This window comes from Virgisporangium aurantiacum (assembly GCF_016863635.1).
Classification (GTDB): Bacteria; Actinomycetota; Actinomycetes; order Mycobacteriales; family Micromonosporaceae; genus Virgisporangium; species Virgisporangium aurantiacum.
In genome coordinates, this window is sequence record NZ_BOPG01000013.1 from 1 (window position 1) to 22,752 (window position 22,752).

Consider the following 22,752-nt stretch of genomic DNA (forward strand, 5'->3'; position numbering starts at 1 on the left):
TGGCGGCGAGTTGGTGTTCGCGGGCCGACGCCACGGTCTGGAACGCGACCCGATGGGACCCGGCGAGGAGGAGTGCCTGGCCGCGTCCTGCGGCGAGGAGCATCCGGGCTTCGCCGCCGGTCAGGGCGAACGTGGCGGTGATCCGGTCGATGGCCTGTGGGGCTTGGCGCATCAGGATCTGTGTGGCGGCGTTGGCGATGACGGCCTGCCCGAGGTCGGAGCCGAGCAGATCGGCGGCGTCCTGGGTGACGACGGCGACGCCGGCGCGGCGTTTGCGGGCGGCTTTGGCCAGCCGGTACAGGAATTTGGCGCCTTCGCCGTCTTTGAGCAGGGTCCAGGCTTCGTCGACGACAACGAGCCGGCGGGCGCCCAACCCGGCACCGAACCCGACACCGGGCCCGGGTGTTGTGCCGTCTGGGCGGGTGTTGGTGGGCACGTCGACGTCGCGCCAGATGGCGTCGAGGGCGAGGAGCATGCCGGGGGCGCGGAGTTCGTCGGCGAGTTGGCGGGTGGACCACACCACCAGGTGGCCGCGGGGCCGGAGTGTGGTGGGCCCGTCGAACAGGCTCTTGAACGATCCCGTTGTCCATGGCGACAGGCGTGCGGCGAGGGTGCTGCTGGCCCGGTCGGCGGCTGATTTTGCGGCGGCTTCCAGGGTGTCGGTGAGGTCGCGCAGCAGGGGTGCCGGCGCCGTCCAGGTGGTCGGGTCGTTGGTGATTCCTGCGGCGGCGTAGGTGGCGGTGATCGCCTTGTCGAGGGCGGCCCGTTCGCTGGGTGGCGGTTGCTCCCCGAGCAGCACCGCCACCAGGGTGTGCAGGAACAGGGCCCGTCGGGTGAGTGCGTCTGGGCGGCGGTCACCAGGCGGGATGTCGAGCGGGTTAATCCGGATCCCGGGGGCGCCGAGTTGGATGGCGGTGCCGCCGACTGCGTCGGCCAGGCCTAGGTATTCGTCCTCGGGATCGATGATCGACACCTGGATCCGGTCGTACAGCGACCGCAGTACCTCGCATTTGACGAGGTAGGACTTGCCGGCGCCGGATCGGGCGAGGACAACCGAGTTGTGGTTTTCCTGCGCCCACCGGTTCCACCACACCACCCCGTTGGAGGCGGTGTTGAGCCCGTACAGGACACCGCCGGGTGGGATGCCGTCGCCGGGCAGCGGTGCCGGCAGGTCGGCGGAGGCAAGGGGGAACGCGGCGGCGAGGGCGTCGGTGTCGAACACCCGCCGCATTCGCAGCGAGTCGACACCGAGCGGCAGGGTGGAGGTCCAGCCCTGCATCTGCCGCCAGGTCGCCGGTTGGGTGTCCAGCAGCACCGATGCGGCGGCGGCGCGGACCTCGGCGACCGCCTCTCTGAGTTCATCTTCGGTGGGTGCATGCACGCACAGGTAGTGCCCGGCGCGGAACAGCCGGGCCGAGCCGCGGGCCACCCGGTCGGCGAGGTCGGCGGCGTCTTCGGCAGCGGCGTCGGTGGCCGGGTCACCGAGGCGGCCCTTGTCGAAGTCCAGGCGCCGGGCCGATTCTAGCCGGGCCCGTTGGGTCCGCAATCTCCTCGCGGCGGTCGCGGCGGGGATCGGCTCGATGTGCTGGGCGAAGTCGAGGCGGCCGGGCCAGGACAGCAGGATGTCCGGCCAGGCCAGGCTGAGCTCCGGTGGATAGCCGGTCATCGCGGTGACCGCGGCGTAGCCGTCGCCGAGATTCAGGCGCCGCGGGGCGATGTCGACGGCGGACGGGCCGACGACGGCGGCCAACTCTGCGGCCGACTCTGCGGCCGACCGCGCCGACTCGTCGGTCGGGGTGGTGCGCCAGCCGCTGCGCCAGCCGTTGCGCCAGGCGCCTCGCCGGCGGGGCCGGGGTTCGGTCGCGGCCCGGTTGCTGGTGCGGGCCTTGCGGTTTCTGGTCAGGATGCTCATGGTTCCTCCGGGTAGGGCTCTCCGGTGATGGGGGTGTGCGGGGTGGCGCGGGGCCAGCTGGCGTCGCCGCCTGTGTAGGGGTCGACCGCGGCGGTCAGCACGGCTAGGGCGGTGGGGCCGTCGAGCACTCGGGTCTGTGAACCCAGGGCGGCCAGGGCGGTGGCGGTGTGTCCGGCGCGGCGCATTGCTTCCGCCGCGGCGTGGGGGCCGCTGGCGCGGCAGGCGATGGTGACGGTGCGCCACAGCGGATCCCGGTGTTGGGCGATGTCGGCAAGGAAGCCGGCGTAGTCCAGGGCGGCGTCGGCGAGGGCCGGATCGGGCAGGTTATGCGCGGCGTCGGCGACCCGTTGGGCGTGTCCGGTCAGGTCGACCCGCTGCGCGGAGACCACGACCTGGACCGGGCCGGTGAGGCTGTTGAGCCAGCGGCCGTAGCCGGCGACCATGGCTGCCTGTTCGGCCGCGGTGCGCAGGCCGATGTTGACCGTGGTCGCCGCGACCAGCACGACCGCGGCACCGTCGGTGAGGCTGACGACGCCGTCGTCGCTGATCGCCTCGGCGGGCAGTCGCAGCACCTGGGGGCGGGGCCCGTGAAGGGCTTCGGCGGTCGGTGCCCAGTCCGGTGCGGCGTGAATGCCGTCGGCTGCCGGGACGTGGCGGTGGGTGCTCCGCCGGTAGCCGATCGCGTTCCACAGCCAGGCATCCAGCGGCAGCCCGTCGCGGCGGCCGACCGCCAACGCGGTGGCGATACCGGCGAGGGGAATGACCGCGACGGCGAACACGGGTAGCGGCAGCCGGGTGCCGATCGCCTGCCACAGCACGTAGGCGAGGGCGGCGGTGGCGGCCAGGATGGCCACCTGCCGCGCGGTCAGACCCCACAGGATGCGGTCCGGGGCTTCGACGTCGGCGGAAATGCGGGCATGAACGTGACCTTCAGTGTCCACTTGGACTCCATCTGCGGGTGGGGCGGTGATGGCTTGGACTGGCCCGCCGGCGGTGTTGCCGGCGGGCCTTCGGTTGGCGGCATTCATGTGCAGCCGGTTATGGCTGGCGCTGTTGGCGGGGTGGACGGTTCCACGGGCCGGTGACCGGCGGGCGGACCGGGCGGGTCTTCGGCATCGCCGTTGCCGGCGTAACGCCGGGCGGGATGACCGATCGGGCACCAACCGGCGGTGGTGGCGGCGTGGTCCCGATGGCGCGGATCGGTGGCCGTGACGACGTCGGCCGTGATGATGCCGGTTGTGCCGACGGCGGGGGGCGAGGAACGGTGCGGGTGTAGGGGTCGACGCCGGCAGCGAGTTCCTCCCGTGTGTACGGCCACACCGGGCGTCCGCTGGGCCATGCCCGCGCCACGCGTCCCTCGCCGGCGCCCCGCGGCGGTGGCAGCGTCCGCCGCGCCGCATCAGCCGAACGCACGGCAGCGGGCAGGCCGGCAGGGTCGAGTCGACGCGGCAGGCCGGTCGCCGCGCGACTGCCGACTGCAGTTCGCCCGGCGGCTGCCGTTCGCCCGGCGGTTCGCCCGCTGCGACCGAACGGTAGCCGGGCGACCTTGGTCACGGCCTGGATGAGGATCATTTTGAGGAACATCGCGGCGTTGCCGGGCCCGCCGCCGCGGGTGACATGGCGACGCATCAGAGCGGGGATCTTCACGACGACCCACAGCAGGCAGGCGACGATGAACAGATTGCCCACGCCGGTCGGATCGAAGTACATGCCCAACGCCTTGATGTTGGCGTTCGGGTTCAGGAACACCGACATGGCGACGTGCATCGCCAGTGCCTGCAACGTCACCGTGGCCAGCACGCCGAGCATCGACCGCCACCACAGTTTGGCAATCGGGTCGGTGAACGGGGTCGCGTGGCAGGCCAGCGCCACCGGCGCGACCCCGACCAGGACGATGAGGAGCCCGATGCGGACGATGAAGGTCGCCAGCAGCATCCCGATCAGCACGGCGATGATCAGGCCGACGACGATCAGCATGAAGCCGGCACTGTTGTTGTAGAGCGTGTCGGACACGACCCGATCCATCTGCTGGACGGAGTCCTTCGCGGCGACGCTGTCGCCGGTCAACGCCCCGGTCACCGTGTTGGCGCCCGTGATCAGGTTTCGGCAGATCGGAGTGGCGAAGTTCGCGGCGATGAACCCCACGGCCAGCCGTGGGAGCAGGTCTGCGACGCCGTAGCGGACCTGCACGGTTTCGTGGGTCATGACGGTCGCCCCGGCCACGATGATCGCCAACACGAACGCGGCGTTGGCGATCATCTGCGACCGTCCGGTGATCGCGACCACCTGGGGCAGCCGGGTCACGTCCGGGTTGGTGAACGCCGTCTGCTCCAGTAGCCCCCACAATGCTTTGAGGGTGGCCACGAGCACCTCGGCGAGCCAATGGACCAGGCCCTGCAGCATGCTGTCGACGGCCCATCCCATGTCAGCCGCCCAGGATGGATTTGAGGATGGTCAGGATGACCGGCGCGAGCAGCGCCAGGGCGTAGCCGATACCGGCGGACTTGAGGCTTCCTTTGGCCCGCTCGACCTCCGACGGGTCACCACCGGCCATCAGATAGCGGGCACCGCCGATGGTCAGGAACAGGGTGGCGACCGCGGCGAGGATGCCGGTGATCCACACCGTCATGTTGTTGATCACCGTGGGTAGGTCATGCACGGCCGGCGTCGGCGGATCGGCGGCGCTGGCGGCGAACGCGGGTGCGCCAATGCCGACGCCGAACCCGATGCCGATCCCGATGCCGACGAGTACAACGGTGATGACAGCGGCAACGACCGGGAGGATGGCCGCGGTGAGTGCGGTGATGCGGGTATAGCGGTTGGGATTGCGGTACATGGTGGCTCGCACCTCCCGCCCCAGCAGGTGGGGCGTGTCCGGAACGGATGGGAGGCGTCACCGCAGGAGTCAGGGGATGCCGGCCGTGGGAGCGGTGCTCCTTCACAAGCAGCAGGGAGATAGGGGCGAACAGGCTCATTGCCGGCCGAACCCCTGCCCGTGGTGGCGCAGGGAACCACCAGCCCGGCCGCACCGTCACGAGCGGTCCTTCCGGTGATTCCTTGCCCACCAAGGGCTGCGGTTGGGTACCCAACACAGCACTCACCAGCGGACAGGCACCCAACCGACCCAACTGACCCAACTCACGTCGGCCCCGGTGGCGGTTGAACAGGCGCCGGGGACCGGCGGGTTCGGACGCAGAGCACGAAGGCGGGGCGATGCCCCGGGCCGGGTCATCGCCCCGCGAAGCGGTGCAACGGTGGTAGGTCAGGCGGTGTCGGCCGTCACCGGTGTCAACGGCAGCGGGCCCGCTGCGGCTGGATCACCGGGGCGGCAATGCCGACTGGCCGGCTCGACGGCGGCCCCGCTGCCGCAACGCCATTGGCGGCGGCGTTGCAGACGCGGCGTCGCCGGGCCTCCTGCGGCAGCACATGCGGCGCCCAGTCCAGTTCCCCGAGACCGATCGCCTCAGCGAGGCGCCGCTCGGCCTTACGCCGCCACGCGGCAGCCAGCGGCACACTGACACCGATCTTGTCCGCGACCACGCGCAGCGGAACGTCCTCCAGCCGGGTAGCCGAGATCAGCAGATACTCGTCCGGATCGATGACCGCTTGAGCGACCGCGCGGGCGAGCACCCAGTCCGGATGGTCCCACGGGTGGTGCGGCGGCACCGACCAGGCCCCGCCGACGTGCACGATGTCGAAATCCTCGTCCCGCTCGCGGGCGGCTTTGACCGCACGCTGCCCAGCGTCGACGAGCCGGCCACAGATCCGCGGCTCGTCCACATCGACCGTGCGCAACCGGGCCAAGAAACCGGCGAGGAGTTCCGAGTCGACGTCGCTGGTGTCGCCGTGCCAACCGGCAGCCAGGCGGCCGGCGGCCCGCCGCAACCCCGGCATGGCGAGGCCGACCGCGGCGATCACCCAGGCCGGCCCGTCCCGGCGGGCGTGGACCACCACGTCCTTCCACACCCGGTCACGGACCGGACGCGAGGTGCGGTCGGAGACGAGCAGGTGACGCAGTTCGCCCAACGGCAGCGGCCGCTGCGGCAACCCGCTCACCCCGCGGGCGTCAAAGGACAACGGCGCCGGTTCGCGCGTCAGCAGTTTGAATGCGCGCTCGGCAGCGGCGAGGGGCGATGCGGGCCACCGCCTCGATGAAATCGTCGACATCGTGTGCTCCCGCCCGGGTGTCGGGCTTCAAAGAGAGCCGCCGGGGGCCGGCGGCGAGGGTATCGACACCCATCGGCGCACATCGACCCAACGGGTTGGCCAACCAGCACCCACCGGCGTCGACACCGCCGAATAGGCCGCGCACGGGTGCCGTGGTTGGCCGGTTCGGGCAGCTCAGCCCGAGTTGGTCCTCGGCCCAACCACCGCCACTCCCCTGCCCCGGCGACCGTCGGCAGCGCGCGACGACGGAACACCCTTGCGGCAGGTCAACCCAGGCGTGTTGGGTCAGTTGGAACGCCGCAACCCAACCAGGACCCGTCGGCTGCCGCAGGGCTCGCCCGGCTCCCGGACGGCCGACGCGTGGCCCACCCGGGTGATGCCGTCCGCGTCCACCGACCGGGGCGAGAACCGGGCCGGGTTCTGCGCGGTCGGGACGGTGCAGCGGGGTTTGGCGTCGGTGGTACCGGTCGACTGGTATCGCGGTCACGATGGCGGCGATGCCGCGGTCAGGACCGCGGTCTTGGCGGTCCCATTCGCGGTACCGTCGCGAGGACCGGTACCGGTACGGGTCCGGTCCCGTGGTCTCGCAGCGCGGTCTGCCGCACGCCACGCGGTCCCGGGTACCGGGACCGGTCCGAGGCCGCCGGTACCGCCGAGACCGCACGGCGTGCCGGGGGCCGCCCACCGGTCCGCGTCTCCGGCGGGCAGGACCGCGACCCGGCTCGCAGGCCCGGCACCAATTCACCCGGTGCGGGGTTCGGTCACCCCGGGGCGTGCGATGGCCCAGGAATGCGTTGGCATCGTTCCCTCGCGGCGCCGGTCCCGGGCCAGGATCGGTCCGGTACCGCAGTTCCGGACCGGTCCCGCGAACCATGGAACCGCGCCCGGTCACAGCACCAGCCGCCACGGTCGCTGACCGGTCCTCGCGACCCCCGGCCGGGACCGGTACCGGGAACGCACCGGTTCCGGTTCCCGCGCGACGCGGTACCGCGGTCCTGAACCGGGCGCCGAGTACCGGTCCCGCGCCGGTACCGGTTCCCGGCCGCGGTACCCACCGGGAACGAGACCGGTGCTGCGGTCCGCGTCGACCGGACCGGTACCGGACCGGGACCGCTCCCGATGCCGTAACCCGTCGGCTGAGCCAGTTGGCCACCGATGATCGCGGCGGCGTCCACGGCACCCCGACCTGAGCCTGCGGAGGGCAGCGGGCTCGGATGATCCACGGCCCCGTGGCGCAACAGTTTGCCGGCCACGGGCTGCAGCCCGTTGGGTGAGTTGGGTACGAGCCGGGATACCCAACTGGCCCAGCTGGTTGGTTGGGTCAGTTGGGTACCGTGGTTGGCCAACCGGCTCATGCGCGGGTCGGCGTGCGCGTCGGCCCGGTTGGGTGCCGGTTGGGTGCCGGTTGGGTGCCGGTTGGGTGCCGGTTGGGTGCCGCGTCCATGCCGGGTGCTGCGGGGCGTAGGCCGGATGGGCCATGCGATTGCATGAATACAGCCCATCCGGCGCGGGAGCCACACCCGCCCATGACTGCACCGCAGGAACCCATTCGCGAAGCGCCCGACGGCCGTATCCGCTACGACGCTGGCCTCGACGCCGCGGCAGGTGTTGACGATCTGCTCGGCCTGTCGCAGCTGATCGCCAATGGCGTCATCGATGTCGTGCCCGGCGATCCACCGGTGCCGATCACCGTCTGGCGGGTCGCCGACGACGGCGATCCGTATGGTCAGCACCACACCGACGGGTTGACCGGTCGCACCGCCCAACTGCTCGTCGGCCTGTACACCCGGGTCGGCGACACCATTGTGTCCCTCGGCCACGACCCGGCTGTCGCCGGCGCGGCCGGCGCCGGCGGCCGCCGCTACCTGCCGGTCGACACTACCCACCGGCTGGCCGACCTCGACCACGTGTCCGGCACGGTCCAGCTGATCATGCTGCCGTGGCCGCCCACTGCTCCCGAACGCACCGGCACCACCGTGTCCGGGCCGGCGAGCTCGGGTCCGGCGATGGGCATCGAGGCGATGGTGGACCTGTTCACCGCCTGCCGGGTCCTGCTCGCCACCGACGGATACAGCATCGTCGCGGTGCCGCCGGTCACCGCGGCAAACGTCCACCATCTGTGGCAGCTGGTCCCCGCCGCCCGCACGGCCCGGCTCGGCTGGGTGGAACAGATCGTCGCGATCACCGCCGATGTCGACGGCGACCAACTCGACGTGCCCGCCGCACCGACCGACCCGGCCACCCTGCGCCTGGCCGACGACCTCGTCCTCCACATCGACCTGTATGTGTTCGTGATCCGGGGAGGCCGCCATGGCTGACGCCCGCCACCCGCGGCCCGCGCCACTTGACCCGGCGACCACCAGCGGTGTGGTCGGCGCATCGCCGTCGCCATCTAGGTCGGTGGATCCAACCCTGCGGATGTCGGTGTTGATGGTCGGCCAACGCAGCCTGGCCGCCCAGCGACGCAGCCGATACGTCGCCGGCTCTGGTGCCCACCCGGCCCGGATGGCACCCGACCTCGCCCACGCGCTCATCGCCGACTACACCCAGCCCGGCGACTGGGTCCTCGATCCGCTCGCCGGCGTCGGCACCACCCACGTCGAGGCCATCCACCTCGGCCGCCACGCCTTCGGGGTCGAGATCGAACCCGGCTGGGTCGCCCTGGCCCGCGCCAACATCGCCCTGGCCCGACGCCAAGGTGGCACCGGCACCGGCCGGGTCATCACCGCCGACGCCACCAGGCTGCCCCGAGGCATCCCCACGAGCCTGCGCGGCCGGTTTCGGCTGGTCCTCACCTCACCGCCGTACGGGCGCACCATGCACGGCCGGGTCGAGCACCGCGGCGGCCAGCTGGTCCGCTTCCACAACGCGTACGGGAACCCGGACCTGTCCAACCTCGCCCACCGTGGGCGGACCGGACTCATCGACGGCATCACCGCCGTGCTGGCCGGCTGCCTGCCGCTGCTCGCCCCCGGCGGGATCGTCGCCGTCGTGTCCCGGCCCTGGCGACGCGACCACTTCCTCAACGATCTACCCGGGCAGATCGTCCAGGCCGGCATCGACGTCGGGTTCGAGTTCGCCCAGGACCGCAAGGCCAGCCACGCCGCCGCCCGCGACGGCCGGCTCATCGCCCGCCACTCGTTCTTTCAGCTCACGGTCACCCGCCGGGCCCGGGCCAAGGGCCGTCCGGCGCTGCTCCCGCAACACGACTTCGTCGCCATCCTGCGCCGCCCGGACGACGGTCACCCGTCGAAACGCCGGTCGGTGCCCGGCCCGCCGGCGGACCAGGTGCTCACCGGCGCGCCGCCTCCACCGAGCCCGGGACCAGCGGAAACGAAGGAGTCGCCGGAAATCCGCGAGTCGCACTATCCTCCCCCGCCGCTGCGTCCACGGCGCACGAGAAGGGCAGCGCAGAAGACCACGGAGACCGATGACCACCACGACGTACACCTCGATCCATGCGGCCGCGCCGACGCACCGGTGGGCGGGGCGCCATGACCGAGGCTTCAGAGAAGACCTGGCAACCCGATCCGCTGCTGACCGTCGACCAGGTCGCCCACTGGCTGGGCAAGCCCAAGAACACCCTTTACGCCTGGCACAGCCGGGGAAAGGGACCACGCGGCATCCGTGTCGGCAACACCCTGCGCTACCGACGCAGCGAGGTCGACGGCTGGCTCGATGCCCACACCGATCCGGACCGGTGAGCGATGGCTCGACCTGAGCTCCCCATCGGTACCTGGGGCAAGATCCGAACCGAGAAGCGGCCCCCCGCCGATTCCGCGCCCGAGCCCGCTTCCGCGACTACGACGGCAAGACCCGCGACGTCGAGGCCACCGGGACCACCGAGGCCGCCGCAGTCACGGCGTTGAAGGTCAAACTCCGCGACCGCACCACGCCGAACGACGACGAGATCACGCGAGAGACCCACGTCAGCACACTCGCCGAGGTATGGATCGAGGAGATCACCGCCGAAGAACGCCTCGCGCCGCAGACCATCCACCGGTACCAGACCAGCCTGCGCACCGCGATCCTGCCCGCCCTCGGCAATCTCCGGATCCGAGAAGCCCGCGTCGGCCGCCTCGACACACTCCTGCGTGGCATCGCCACGGACAGGCCGTCGGCAGCCAAGGGAGTCAAGGTCGTCCTCGGCCTGATGTTCGCCGTGGCCGTCCGTCACGGCGCCCTGACGACCAACCCTGTTCGCAACACCGGTCGCCTGTGTAAACCGCGCCGAACCGTGGTCGCCCTCACCAATGACGACCTCCAAGCCGTCCGCACAGCGATCCGCGCGTGGCAGCAGCCCCTCCCCGGCAAGCCAGGACCACGACACACCGGCGACCTGGCCGACATCGTCGACCTCATGCTCGCCACCGGCGCGCGCATCGGCGAGATCCTCGTCCTCCGCTGGGAAGATCTCGCCCTGGCCGCCGCACGGCCGACCCTGACCATCTGCGGCACCCTGGTCCACATCAAAGGCAAAGGACTCTTCCGACAGGAGTGGACGAAAAGCGACGCCGACTACCGCACCGTCGTCCTGCCCCGGTTCGCCGTCGGCATGCTGCTCACCCGCAAACTCATCGCCGCCGACAACCCCCACGACGCGATCTTCGCCTCCCGTCGCGGCACCTGGCTCTCCCCGAACAATGTGCGTCGGCAGTGGCGCCAAGCCCGCGCCGCCGCCGACCTCGAATGGGTCATCCCGCACACCTTCCGCAAAACCGTCGCCACCCTCATCGACCACGAGGCCGACGCCAAGAGCGCCGCAGCCCAGCTCGGCCACTCCAGCGAAGAAATCACTGACACCTACTACATCGCCAAGCCCGTCATCGCCCCGGACGTCTCCGACATCCTCGAACAACTCGGCGCCGACACTGCGGGCCAGCGGTGCGTGTACGCTGGACGGCTTCGACGTACCGTCCGGACTCAGCGATTCGCCACCCTCGAAGCACCGCTGACGTTCGTGACTCCGATGCCCCTACCTCTGGTTCGCGTTCTCCCGTTCGGCGCAGATCGCCGGTCGGGGACGCTCTGGGCCGCGTTCTCGTAAGGTGGAGTGGGGCTCGATGTACAGGACGTGGGCGGCGAGATGGCCACCGTCCAGTACATCGACTGGTACAAGAACCGGCGGCTGCACGGCGAACTCCGGCACGTCCCGCCGGCCGAGTACGAGGCGCTACACGCGATGGCCTACCCGGTCACCGCAACCCTGGAAACCAGCTAACCAAACTCTCCATCAAACCCGGGGCTTGACACATCGATCAGGGCTCATCGACCGGTGTCCGGGACTCGTTTACCACGCCGCGCAGTTCGGCACCTTCCTCGACGATGCGGGTCTTCTGGATCACCTCCGTCGTACCACCCGCCGGGATTTCGCCCTGATAGCCGGTGGCGATGCCGCGTAGCTCATCGATCGCCTGGTCGACCCTGACGCGGGTGCCGGTCGGCGCCCGCCTTTCACCGCGAAACGTGAAGCGCTGGCTGTAGACCGCCTCGAGGATCGACCGGAGCCGGGCCGCGTTGCCCTCCAGGACGGCATCCCCAAGCTTGATCGGCGCCAAACCGCTGGCATAGTTCGACAGGGCGCTGAGCAATTGCAGGAGCTGTTGTTCCTGCTCGGCCAGGACGTCGACGTTCGCGCTGGCGGCGGTCGGCGCCCGGTCGAGGATGTCGTTCGCGACGATGGGCACTTCGACGGTCTCGCCTTGGTCGCCCTTGCGGCGGGCCAGCCAGGCTTTGATCAGCTCGGAGGCTTGACCGTACAAGAATTTGATGCCCTCAGCGGCGGCCATGCCACCCAGGGCGGTCAGGGACAGCGGATCCACCACGATTCTCCTTCCACAGCAATACCGACGGAAGCTCAGCGCCATCGGCCGAAAGTCCAGGGCCGGCCGGTGGTGAACGAATCCGCGACTACCGCAGCGATCGCCTCGACCTCCGCCTGCGGCCGCTCGCGTAGGTCGAAGCCGATGGCTTGGGCGAGGAGCGCGTCGAGGCCGGTGCTGTCGAACAGGGCGGAGGGCACGAGGCTCGCGACCCGGCGAGCCGCAGTAGCGGTGCCGGCGGCACTCCAGCGGGCAGCGACGTGGTGACGGTACGCCGCGCGGGTGTCCAGGTCGGTCATCCGCGACAGCCGCTCATGAGCCTGGTCAGCGGTCGGGACCGGTCCGTGGCACCACTGCCGGTGCAGCTCAACGAGGGCGATCCGGTCGGTGCGGAAATCTGGGTCGTAAACCCGCTCGGCGAACGCCGCAGCCAACTGCGGCAGGGTCTGCTGCCGATCGGGCCCCCAGCGCGGCTGGTCGGCCAGCGGGCCGCTGCCGAATTCGTGGCAGCGGTCGATGAGGGCGAGGGTGGCGGTCACGCCGTACCCGGAGTAGGTGACGGATTCGGCCGACGCTGCGACGAGTTGGTCGACGGCTTCGTCGCTCTTTCCCGAGCGGAAGGTCGACGCGGCACCGGCGCTCAGCGCGCGCAGGCGCGTGCCCCACGGGTCCGTGGCGTTGAGCCCCGTGCCGAGATAATCGCGCAGCTGGGGAACCGGCACAGCGCGGCTCTCGCATTCCGCGAGAAGCAGGGCGGGCAGGTCGAAGGTGAAGGTGATGCCCTCGTCGTCCAGCCCGGCGCGGATGATGCGTTGCAGCTGGCGGCGGGCCCAGTCGCGGTCGGGCGCGCGCAACACGACAGCACCGAGCGCAGCGAGCGCGATATCCCGGTAGCGGGGGTACGGGTTGCTCTCGATCAGAGTGACCGTCTTCTGGGCAAGCCATTGCCCTTCCTGGTGCGCCAGCGTGTCACCCAGCGAGAACGCCACTATCCGAGCCTCGTACGCGACTGACTCCGGATTGCCGGTCCAGTCGCCGGGAAACGCCCCGGCGGGTTCGGTCGGCTCCGCGTCACGGTTCCTGGTGGCCTGCTCGATCCGGTCCACGCCGTCCCGGGCGCCGTCGAGCACGGTGCCAAGCTCCTCGCTCGGCAGGGGTTGCGCGAGCGTGAACTGCTGGAGGAGCGAGAGCGCCTGCTCGGGCGGGCGGAACTCGGCGAGGAAAGCGGCCGGATCAGCCCCGGTACGCCCGACGGCCAGCGCGATGCGGGCCAGGATGGCGTCGCTGATTTCTGGGAAGCAGGCCGTGGTCATGGCGATCAGCTCGCCGACGTCCTCTACGGACCCGTTCTCGGCCGCCTCCCAGGCCACGTACAGCTGCAGGATGTCGTTCCAGGCGGCCGAAGCGTTCGGTCCCGCCGTGTAGTGGAGCATCTTGCGCCGCGCGAGCCGGATGTCGCCCGCCGTGGCCGCCGCATAGACCTCCCGGGTCAAGCTTTCGCCGGTGGTCAGCCGCCGGAACTCGGCGGCGCAGCGCAGTGCCGGCTCAACGTCGATCCGCGACATGCGGTCGAGCGCGACCTCCAGCGTGCTCCGCAGGTCGTCCACCGTGCGGTGAATGGCGCCCAGACCGGCGAGCTGAGCATCCCGGAAGCGGGGGTCCAAGACCACCCGGTACAGATCCGCGACGAGGTTCGCCTCCGGCCGGCCAGCGGCGTTCCGCACCCGCGCATTCAGATGATGCACCAGCCGCAGCAGGCCGTAGAGGTCGCAGGAGGACCAGCCCGAGCCAGCGAGACTCAGGTAGTGGGTCGCGATCCGGTCGTGCTGGTCGAATGGATCGATGTAGTGGTCGTTGTCCCGCTCGCCGAAACCGTCGTCGAAGGTCTCCGCGCACAAAAACTCGACCATCGAACGGTGGTAGAGCCGATAGCCCTGCTCGCCCTCCTCCGGAACGGCCACCTCCTCAATCAACTGATTGAGGTCTCGCCGTACTGAGGTCAGGACCGCGGTACGCCAGTTCAGCCAGCGCGGCAGACTGGTGCGAGGCGCGACCGGCGCCGCGACGGTCAGGCAGCCCAGGAACGGTTCGTAGCGCTGGACCCAGGCGTTGCCCTGGGATTGAAGCAGCCGGTCCAGATAACCGTTGTACAAGCCTGGCAGTCCACGGGGCAACGCGCTGATCGTCTGCTTCCCCGGCCCCTTCGTCGCCAGTTCGTCGAGCACCCAGCTGGCGTACAGGAAGTTGCCGTCCGCCTTGTTCGCCAGTTCACGCGCCGGGCCGGGTTCGAGCCGTCCGGCGATGTATTTCTCCAGATCCCGGCGGCCCTGCCGGGCATAGCGAACGTCATCCAGGTTGAGGCGCCGGACGTCGCGCAGCGCGTCGCGGACCCGCAGATCCTCGCGGCTGGTCAGAACGAATCGAACACCTGGCGGGAAGTCCTCGGAGCCGCCGATCAACGAGACGATGTTGGTGCCGGAAACGGTCAGGGCCTCGTCCAGCGAGTCCACCAGAATGACCTTGGACAGCTCGGGAGTCCAGTTCGCCATCGCCCGCAGCGGCTGCCGGATCGACCGGTTGTACACGTCCTCGGCATCGATCTGGGTGGTGATCAACCGCTCCACGGTGTTGCCGATCACCGTACCGAAATTGACCTGTACCTGCTGGTGGGCCACCGTGGATCCGGGAGCGAGCTCGTCCAGCAGGGCGCCGGCGAAGGCGGGGTCCCGGGCCAGCTGCGTGGCCAGGTCCCGACTGAACTGGTCGGGGCGCACCGATCCGTTCTGCCCGCGGGCGACACAGAAGTGCACCGCGTCCCATCTGCCGCGCAGGCGGGTGAGGATCTCCGCCGCGGCCAGGTTGGTAGGCGTCGGGCCGGCACCCGCCAGCCAGGCCGCCAGGGCGGTCTTGCCCCAGCCTGGCCGGCCCGCGATCAGCAGAAAGCGCTCAGTGCCGTAGGTCAGCCAGTCGTCGATGGTCTGCAGGATCCACTCGCGCCCGGAGAAGTCCTTGGCCGCGTCCTGGGCGGTCGCCGGCACAGCACTAAACGGGTTCATGGCTTGCCTCCTACCAGGACGGGTCCGGAAACCTTCAGCTTGCTCCCCGATCGCGTGGGCACACGGCGGTAGGTCGCCGATACGACAAGGGGACGGCAACAGCGAGGAGCTCAGACCTGGCATCAGGTGCCCGGAGCGCCGTGATGCAGGCCGTTGACCGTGCCCCCCAATTGCCCGCCTTGCGGGTGTACCCGCGTCAGTCACGGCAGGCCGACACGGCAGGTCAGGCGTGTTGGCTGGCGGTCAAGGATTGCTCTGGCTCCTGCCGAGGCACCGAACCCACACCTGAACGCTCGACCATCGAGGCCGTTCAGCTGCGGAAACGCTTGATCCGGATATCGAGCGCAGTTCGCGGTCCGTCGAGTTCGGTGATTCGAACCCACACTCCAGCCGCGACTGCCGTCCTATACCGTCGCGTATGTCCTGCCGTTCCACCTGTAAATCTTGTGGTTGATCGTTCCCTCGGCACAATTCGGGTCGCAGTCGTTGATGGCGCTGTCGATCTCGTATGTGCCGTCACCGTTCTCGTCTTGCAGCGAGGCGCTGTAGAAGCGGGACTGGTAGTCGTTCTCCGGTGGCAGGGACTCGAAGTTGTCGAACCCCTGCGGCGACGGCCGCAGCACGATGACGCCGTTGTACCGGCCGGGGTTGTAGTTGAGGAAGATGTGCCCGGTTTTGTCGCGGGCCGGCTGGGCCGGGGCGAGTTCGAACCAGTCGCCGCCCCAGTGATGCCATCGCATCCTGCCGGTCGCGTCCAGCACGACGATGTTCGCCTCGCGGTCGATCTCGTTCAACGAGGTGGTGGTGAGCAGCCGGCTCGGTCCCCACGTGGGATGATCGAAGTCGACCTGGCCGGTGATCCGGCACGCGGCTTTGCAGGCTCCCATCTGGACCAGCCGCTGGCTGCTCGGCAGCAACGGATCGGCTTTGGACACGTCGAACGCGACGCGGGCGACGTTGGTGCCGGTGAAGTAGTTCAGGACGCCGATGGCGGCGAGTTGGCCAATTGCCGGTAGCTGCTTGCCCTCCTGGGCGATGTTCTTCAGCAACTCGACGATGTCGCCACCCTCGCCGACCTTGTACTTGGTGACGACCGCGTCGATGAGGCAGGTTCGGGCCGCGTCAACGAATTGACCCGGCAGGTCGTGCCAGTCATGGACGATGAGCTTGCGGCCGATGTTCAATGCGCAGTCGACCGCCTGGACGACCGCCATCGCCCGGTTGACCACCGTCGGGGAGGCCTTCATCTCCACCCTCGCCACCAGCTCCACCGTCTCGACGATCCGTTGATAGCTCAGCCGGACGGCTCCCTTGCCCACCTCCAGAGCAAGCCGTTCCTGCACCTTGATCAGCACCGCGCGGTACTCCACGGTGACGGCTTTGCCAGCGGGCAGGAGCACGGTGATGAGCGCCATGGTGAGGTCGACCACGGCCGACTCCCAGGACAGCTCGCCCTTGACTGTGAACTGTCGCGGTGGCGCTCCGACGACATCGAAGCCGGCCACGTCGAGCCCCGATGCAGCGACGTCGTTGGTCATCAGCCCGATCAGGTTACGCGCGACGGACACCAGGTCGAGGTCCCCGGTCACCAAATTGGGGGTGACACCGGCGACGCCGCTGGCGGAGAACCGCATCGGAACAGCGAGGCCGTTGCGGATGAGCAGCTTGTCGACGCCGTTGTCCTGCTTGACAACACAGGCCCGCAACTGCCCCTGGCGCGTGTCGTCGGTGACCCGTACCGAGTACTCGTCATTCACCGGGTCGCAGCGGTACTTCGATTCGTCGATCCGGCCCGCCAGGCCGTTGAGGAACGTGGTGATCAGACTCAGTCCCGTCCGCCACAGCACATCGACGGCCTTGACCGTTGTATCGATCACGACCTTGACCGCTCGCCCGGCGTCCACGACCAGCTCGCCGACCTTCGTCCAGATCGCGCGAAAAATGCTGAAGTGCGGTGCATGCGCCACCAACTCGGTGCCGTTCTGCACCGACGACGGAATGGTCACCCAGGTGCCGAGCGTCTCGTTGAACACCTGGACGCCAGCGCCCGCAACGTTGCGCTGCGGCTTGCCATCCGGCCCAGTGGCAACGGACGGCACCACCGCAGGATCGAGCTTGAACACCACGTCAGCGGTGGCGATCGGGTGGGTGGGCACGATGTCGACTGCCGGCACGAGCACGTCGAACAATGCCGACATGGGCGACTCGGGCGGATCGGTCGCGGGCTTGCGGAACCGGACCCGGGTCGGCTCGCTCACCCCGCCGGGCGGCACGCGCACGCCGACCGCGCCGTCACCACTCCAGACCAGACCGCCGCCGCTATTCAGTTGCGGGCTAATCGCCTCCGGCACTTTGTGCAGCCGCGCCACGACGGCCAGCCCGGCCACGAGAAGGACCGCCGCAACGCCCGCCGTGATGACGAAGCTGCGGCGCCGTCCCAGCCAGGCGAGACGTCGACCCATGTTCCTCACGGCGCCCTCCCCGGTCTGCGTTGTCCGGTCCGGCCGAGGTTAGGCACCGCCGCCGCTAGGGGGAGGTCGCGACGACTCAGAGTGTCCGTTCGAACCGGATTGGTGACCGATCGCGTCGCGCCACCCGCCTGAACGGAGGTGGCCGGATCAGCCAGCGCCGACCGGTCAGTGGACCAATTGCGTCCATCCGGGGATTCCCCTGGCTCGATCCGGACCCTACTCTCACCCTCCGTGACAGATTCGCCAGCTCAAGGTCACCAAGGGCCCGCTCCAGAGAACGGGCGGAACGGCCCGTCCGAGCGGCCGACCGAAGACCGAACCGCTCACACGGATGGCGAGAACGACGCGACGTCCCAGCCCGAGAGCGACGCTGGTACGCCGGGCTGGCGGCCGGGTCCTGACATCGGAGTAGGACTCGGCGGCATCGTCGCGGCGGTCGCCGCGTTGAGTCGCTCCGGCATGGCTCTCGCGCTCATTCTCATCGGGCTGACGATCGCCATCCTGTTCGCCGTGCATCGCTGGCGACAGCGGCGCGCCATCCTGGCCGGCGTGGTCGTCACCGTCGTCGTTCTCGCGGGAGTGAGCTTCTGGTTTCTGGCCGAGCCTGGTTCGCTGTCGGGCGATCCGGTGAGCGATCCGGTGGACGACCGTCCACAGTCCACCGCCGCGGCGACCCCAGCCGTTCCCCAGCCGGGTAGCGGAATCTCACAGCCCGGTGCCGGGACCTCGCAGCCTTCCCCTCAGTTGCGGGCAAACGTCGCCTTCATGGTGGAAGGACCGAGGATCGCTCTGCCAGGCGATCTCGACCCCGAAAGCCGACGGCAATACACCGAATACCCGGACTCGGATCTCGTGTGGCGCTCGAGAAGCGGCTCCGCGAGGTCGGCGGATACTACGCCGGTTCGGTCGTCCTGCAGATCAGCCTGCAAGCCGTGGGCAACGTGCCGATCCGCGTCTCCGACGTGCGCCTGAGCAACATCAAGCGGGAGCCGCCCATCAACCACACACTGGTGGCCTATCCGACCGGTGCCGACGAGAAGACCTTCAAGATGACCTTCGATCTAGACGAGCCGGTTCCCGTCGCAAAGGAGTACAGCGACACCGGAGGTGCCGGACAGCCATTCTTCCAGAATCGAACGTTGACGTTGAATCAGTCCGATGACGACGTGCTGCTACTCGCCATCAGCGTCGAGAAGTGGTCGGTGTCATTCGGCGTGAGCATCGACTACGTCGTCAACGGTCAGCGAGGGGTCGTTGAGGTGAAGGACGAAGGGCGGCCGTTCCGCGTGACCGGATACAACTGTCCCCGCCCGGGTCAGACTTACACGCCCTATCAGCAGATCTGGGATGCACTACCAGGAACCGACAACGGCAAGCTCGGACCCATCGACGATCATGAAGCATACCGAAGCCTGTGCAACCGCTAGTCCGATCGACGTGCCAGAATGTCAGAATTGAGTTCTGCCTCAATCGATGATCTGGAACTCTGCCCGAACATATATTTGTCCTTCGTCGCAGGATGGTCATATGCATCGGATGAATTCTGCTTCACTCGTCACCGGGGAGGCGCGTGCCGATCGGTGCGATCAAATCTCCCCTGTCCAGGCCGAAGGGCATCTCCCTCAGTACTCCGTTTCGGGGTGCCTCACTGTCTGGTGTCTGGGCGGCTGCTGAAGATTTGTGTGATGGTCTTCGCCGAACATCTGGAGTGATGACGTGGATCAACCCCTCGACACATCCCACCCCTCATCGCAGACCCGGCTCCTCGTCGACTTCGGGCCACGCGCCGGTCTCAAGAACGTCACCTCCCGGCCCGAAGCGCTCGCTGCCCGCTCCGCCGACGCAGTGGACGCCGCCATGGCGTCGATCCACAACCTCGCCGAACGGGTCAACACCACGGTGGGCGGAATGATCCGCCGGCCGCGCAATATTCAGGTCGAGTTCGGCATCAAGATGGACGCCGAGGCGGGCGCCCTGATCGCCAAGACGAAAGTCGAGGCTCATCTCGTGGTGACCCTCCTCTGGTCCGACGATGAAGACAACGGGAATTCGTAGGCAACGTCTTCGGGAAATCACGGTCGAGGTCCGCGACGCGCACACCGGGGAAGCGGCCGGAACCGGCGTTCTCGTTTCGGCGGACGGCCTCGCTGTCACCTGTGCGCACGTAGTCGAGGCGTGCGGTGTCGATCCCCGAGAGCTGCACGGCGATGATGTTCTCGTACGCCTACCGCAGACCCCGCTGCATCCGGCCATCGACCGACTCGCCAAGGTTATCTGGCATCCGCTCGACCACGACGACGACTTGGTTGTTTTAGAGCTGGCCGGCGGACCGGTGCCACCCGAGCGGGTTGGTATCTGCGGTCCTGCCGGCGAGGATGCGGATGGGCAACCGTTCCAAAGCTGGGGGTTCCGACTGCGTGGCGACTACACCAAGGGCCTGATGGCACGTGGCTTGGTTGACGCTCATGTCCCGTCTGAGCGCAACTATCTGTACGAGCCTCTCCAGCTCACATCGGCGCAGCTCGACTCCGGCATGAGTGGGTCGGCCGTCCTGGACATCGCGCGCAATCTCGTGATCGGCTTCGTGTTCCGTGTCTGGGAACCAGGCGAGTCGCCGAAGGATCGGGACCTCGCCTTTGCTGTGGACGCCGGCCTGCTCGCCCACTCCCCGCTGGCCGACACCATTGTTACGACGTCAGTTCCACTCGGGCACGTCGCGCAACCGGTGCTCCATCAGGGCCTCGTCATGCCGCCGACCACCGAGGCCACCCTTGACCAGCAGCCGGTCCTCAACGAGCCGCCAAGCCATCTCGGCGCCTACGTGGGGCGGGAGTCGCTGCTGACGTTCCTCACCGAGGCGTGGGCGGATCCGGGTTGCAAGCTGACCGGACTGTTTGGGCCGTCCGGCATCGGCAAGACCAGCCTCGTACGGCAGTGGCTCGGCAAGATCGGCGCCAACGACGAGGCAGACGGGCCGTCGGTGTTCTGGTGGACGTTCGACCCGGCGAAGCAAGAGGAGGACGACTTCCTGGTCGCGCTGATCGGGCACCTCTCCGGCGGGGCGCTAAAAGGCGCCACGATCCCGTCCTCCGCGGCGAAAGCGAATCTGGCGGCGTACCTCCTGCAGACCGTACCGCGGGTCATCATCGTGCTGGACGACCTCTCCTCGTACCAAATGGAGAGCGGCGATCTTTACGGCTGCTTCCAGCACAGCGGCATCAAGGACTTCGTCAATTACCTAATTTCCGCTGATCAGCGGACGCTGGCGATCCTGACCAGTGACCTGCCCTTTCCGGAGCTTGAGAACGTCCCGGGGGTCGTGTTCGCGGCCGTGGAGCCGCTGAACGCGGACGAGGGCATGCGCCTGCTGACGATGAATGGGGTGCACGGCGACGAGGCCACGCTGCACAGCATCGTCGCCGATTGGGGCGGGCATCCGCAGGCGTTGACAGCGGTCGCAATCTATCTTCGCACCCGCCACCTGGGCGACGCTCGGTTCGCCGGAGATCTTCCCCTGGGCTCCGCGGATGGTTCATTCGCTGACCGGCTACTGGCTATCGGCGAGGCGATCCAGGAGCGCCGGTCCCAGGCCGATCGCGCTGCCCTGGAGGTTCTGGCGCTGGCGCGTGGCCCGCTGCCGGCGGACGTGCTGTCTAGAATTCTCGCCCGGCTCGCCGGCACGGGGCACATCCCAGCTGCTCCCTCGGCCCTAGGAGATCTACTCCGGTCGGCGGCGGTGCGGGAAAGCACCGCCGGTTTCATCCCTCACCCGGTCCTGCGAAACCTTTACCGGACGCGTTTACGCAAGGCTCCGGCGGAGTACCTGATCGCCGCCCATCGCCTGCTGGCCAACCATTACTACGCGATTGGCGTCTGACCCTCCCCGCGGAGCAGATTCTCCGCCACATCGTGTGCCCTGCTGTAGCCCAGACCACCGGCCAGGTCGCGCGCTAGGTGAGCCTCCGCCCTTGCGTTGGTCATATTTCCCTGCGCCGCGTACGCCGACGCCAGGCACACACGTGCGTCCGTCTCCATGCGACGCAGTCCGTATGACTGCGCGATCGTCATCGCCTCGCTCGCCGCGACCAACGCCGCGGACGGCATGTCCTGGGCGTTCGCGTACTGCGCCTGCGCCAGCAGCACCTCGGACAGCACCTGTTTGCTTCCCGCTGATCGCGCCATGTCCACCGACTCCTCGGACCATCGCCGCACCTCGTGCGGGACGACGTCCGACGGGATGACCGTAAGTTGCGACAGCACCAGCGCGACGTCAGAGGTCCAGCCCTGCTCCCGGCAAAAATCCAAGTTAGCGAGCGATACCCGGAACGCTTCGGCAAGGTGCCCTGTGTAGAGCAGGTGCAATGCATAGCGAATGCCGCTCAGGCTGTACAGCATCGGGACAGAGGTCTCCTCGACGGCGATCCGCAGCGCTGCCTCGTACGAGCGCCGAGCGCCGACGCGATCGTCGGTCAGGTCGCTCACATAGCCGGTGAGGGTGTACGCGACCAGAGCGTCCTCCCGGTCGCCGGACTGCCCGGACAAGCGAAGGGCGGTATCGGCGCTGGCAAGGCAGCTGGCCAGCGCGCCCGTCGCCAAATGGGTCTCAGCGAGGTTGTGGTAGGTGATCGCGGCGTTGTGAGGGTCGCCCACCACCATCGCCGCGTTGGCCGCCCGGAACGCCAGTGCCGTCGCCTGTTCCATTTCACCGAGGGCGTGCAGACAGACGGCCGTCTCGTGCATCAGCCAGCGCCGGGACTGCGGGTCGCCCGTGCGCGGATCCAATGTGACGTCGCGCAGCGGATAGAACTGTCGAAGCAGGTCCAGCGCCGCCTCGTAGCGGCCAAGCACGCTGGTCAGCTCCGCCCTAGGCCCCCGATAAAGCTGGTTGTGCAGGATCGCCGCAGCGGCGTCAAAGTCACCCGCCGATGCCGCGTGGTAGGTCGCCTCGATTAGCTGCGTCACCTTCGCCGCGAGTGCCATCCGGGGGCCGTCGCTGGCGTGCATAAGACGCGCGTCGAGCGCCGAGTTTCCCCAGGCCGCGGTGTGCTCACCCGCATAGTCGGCCGATATCTCGGACATACGACCCAGCGTAGGGAACCACGCACCGGGCGACAGTGCCGAATTGGCTGATCGGCAACAGGCGGCGACCGCAGCCAGGTCGCGGCGTAGCGCGGTGGCTTGGGAGGTTAGACGGGACCAGGTTGTCGGCTTCGATCCGCGAGTCCTGCGTCGGATTGCACCAAACTGACATAATTCCGCAGCCGAACCGGTGGATGCAGGGCTGGTCTGGCTCCTGCCAGGGACACGAACCCGCACTTCATCGC

At 68.9% G+C, this 22,752-nt stretch carries 16 protein-coding genes and 1 pseudogene; 8 read left to right on the plus strand and 9 right to left on the minus strand.

The features are described from left to right. The 5 genes from Vau01_RS12385 to Vau01_RS12405 all read right to left on the minus strand — a co-directional run. On the minus strand, window positions 1–1,912 hold a 1,912-nt coding region (locus tag Vau01_RS12385), incomplete at its 3' end, for a VirB4 family type IV secretion system protein (RefSeq protein WP_239151536.1). Next, entirely contained in the window at window positions 1,909–2,853 is a 945-nt protein-coding gene (locus tag Vau01_RS12390; RefSeq protein ID WP_203991116.1) for a PrgI family protein, read from the minus strand. The genes Vau01_RS12385 and Vau01_RS12390, both read right to left, overlap by 4 nt. Window positions 2,854–2,950: 97 nt before the next feature. Then, entirely contained in the window at window positions 2,951–4,336 is a 1,386-nt protein-coding gene (locus Vau01_RS12395) for a TrbL/VirB6 family protein (protein ID WP_203991118.1), read from the minus strand. Between the two features lies 1 nt (window position 4,337). Continuing rightward, complete coding sequence (locus tag Vau01_RS12400; protein WP_239151537.1) at window positions 4,338–4,748, minus strand: pilin; 411 nt, start codon at window positions 4,746–4,748, stop codon at window positions 4,338–4,340. Window positions 4,749–5,200: 452 nt separating this feature from the next. Further along, the gene (locus Vau01_RS12405) at window positions 5,201–6,079 is read right to left on the minus strand and encodes a hypothetical protein (protein ID WP_203991120.1); all 879 of its coding nucleotides are present in this window, start codon (window positions 6,077–6,079) and stop codon (window positions 5,201–5,203) included. A gap of 1,526 nt (window positions 6,080–7,605) precedes the next feature. Between Vau01_RS12405 and Vau01_RS12410 the strand changes: the two genes are divergently transcribed. The 5 genes and pseudogenes from Vau01_RS12410 to Vau01_RS12430 all read left to right on the plus strand — a co-directional run bounded on the left by Vau01_RS12410 (window position 7,606) and on the right by Vau01_RS12430 (window position 11,300). After that, window positions 7,606–8,397, plus strand: a complete 792-nt coding sequence (locus Vau01_RS12410) for a hypothetical protein (protein ID WP_203991122.1) — start codon at window positions 7,606–7,608, stop codon at window positions 8,395–8,397. Window positions 8,398–8,479: 82 nt separating this feature from the next. Continuing rightward, a complete protein-coding gene (locus tag Vau01_RS12415) occupies window positions 8,480–9,577 on the plus strand; it encodes a TRM11 family SAM-dependent methyltransferase (protein ID WP_203991124.1) in 1,098 nt (365 codons plus the stop codon). After that, complete coding sequence (locus Vau01_RS12420) at window positions 9,574–9,783, plus strand: helix-turn-helix transcriptional regulator (protein ID WP_203991127.1); 210 nt, start codon at window positions 9,574–9,576, stop codon at window positions 9,781–9,783. Before Vau01_RS12415 ends, Vau01_RS12420 begins: the two co-directional genes overlap by 4 nt. Before the next feature lie 3 nt (window positions 9,784–9,786). Continuing rightward, a pseudogene (locus Vau01_RS12425) lies at window positions 9,787–10,955 on the plus strand (tyrosine-type recombinase/integrase); the annotation flags it as partial. Window positions 10,956–11,132: 177 nt separating this feature from the next. Then, window positions 11,133–11,300, plus strand: coding sequence for a hypothetical protein (locus tag Vau01_RS12430; protein ID WP_203991133.1), 168 nt, complete (start codon window positions 11,133–11,135; stop codon window positions 11,298–11,300). A 37-nt stretch (window positions 11,301–11,337) separates the two neighbouring features. On the opposite strand, the gene Vau01_RS12435 is transcribed toward Vau01_RS12430, so the two are convergent. The 3 genes from Vau01_RS12435 to Vau01_RS12445 all read right to left on the minus strand — a co-directional run bounded on the left by Vau01_RS12435 (window position 11,338) and on the right by Vau01_RS12445 (window position 17,344). Continuing rightward, window positions 11,338–11,901, minus strand: coding sequence for a hypothetical protein (locus tag Vau01_RS12435; RefSeq protein ID WP_203991136.1), 564 nt, complete (start codon window positions 11,899–11,901; stop codon window positions 11,338–11,340). A 35-nt stretch (window positions 11,902–11,936) separates the two neighbouring features. Further along, window positions 11,937–14,957, minus strand: a complete 3,021-nt coding sequence (locus Vau01_RS12440; RefSeq protein WP_203991139.1) for a P-loop domain-containing protein — start codon at window positions 14,955–14,957, stop codon at window positions 11,937–11,939. Window positions 14,958–15,361: 404 nt separating this feature from the next. Then, window positions 15,362–17,344: a hypothetical protein gene (locus Vau01_RS12445; RefSeq protein WP_203991143.1), complete on the minus strand. Its 1,983-nt coding sequence runs from the start codon at window positions 17,342–17,344 to the stop codon at window positions 15,362–15,364. A gap of 938 nt (window positions 17,345–18,282) precedes the next feature. Here Vau01_RS12445 and Vau01_RS12450 point away from each other — a divergent pair. The 3 genes from Vau01_RS12450 to Vau01_RS12460 all read left to right on the plus strand — a co-directional run bounded on the left by Vau01_RS12450 (window position 18,283) and on the right by Vau01_RS12460 (window position 21,305). Then, window positions 18,283–18,855 carry a hypothetical protein gene (locus Vau01_RS12450; RefSeq protein WP_203991146.1) on the plus strand — a complete coding sequence of 191 codons (573 nt, stop codon included), beginning with the start codon at window positions 18,283–18,285 and terminating at the stop codon, window positions 18,853–18,855. Window positions 18,856–19,144: 289 nt separating this feature from the next. Next, complete coding sequence (locus Vau01_RS12455; protein WP_203991149.1) at window positions 19,145–19,483, plus strand: CU044_2847 family protein; 339 nt, start codon at window positions 19,145–19,147, stop codon at window positions 19,481–19,483. After that, window positions 19,461–21,305, plus strand: coding sequence for a trypsin-like peptidase domain-containing protein (locus Vau01_RS12460; RefSeq protein ID WP_203991152.1), 1,845 nt, complete (start codon window positions 19,461–19,463; stop codon window positions 21,303–21,305). Before Vau01_RS12455 ends, Vau01_RS12460 begins: the two co-directional genes overlap by 23 nt. On the opposite strand, the gene Vau01_RS12465 is transcribed toward Vau01_RS12460, so the two are convergent. After that, window positions 21,287–22,507: a hypothetical protein gene (locus tag Vau01_RS12465; protein WP_203991155.1), complete on the minus strand. Its 1,221-nt coding sequence runs from the start codon at window positions 22,505–22,507 to the stop codon at window positions 21,287–21,289. The two genes, Vau01_RS12460 and Vau01_RS12465, sit on opposite strands and share 19 nt — an antisense overlap. Window positions 22,508–22,752 lie beyond the last annotated feature (245 nt).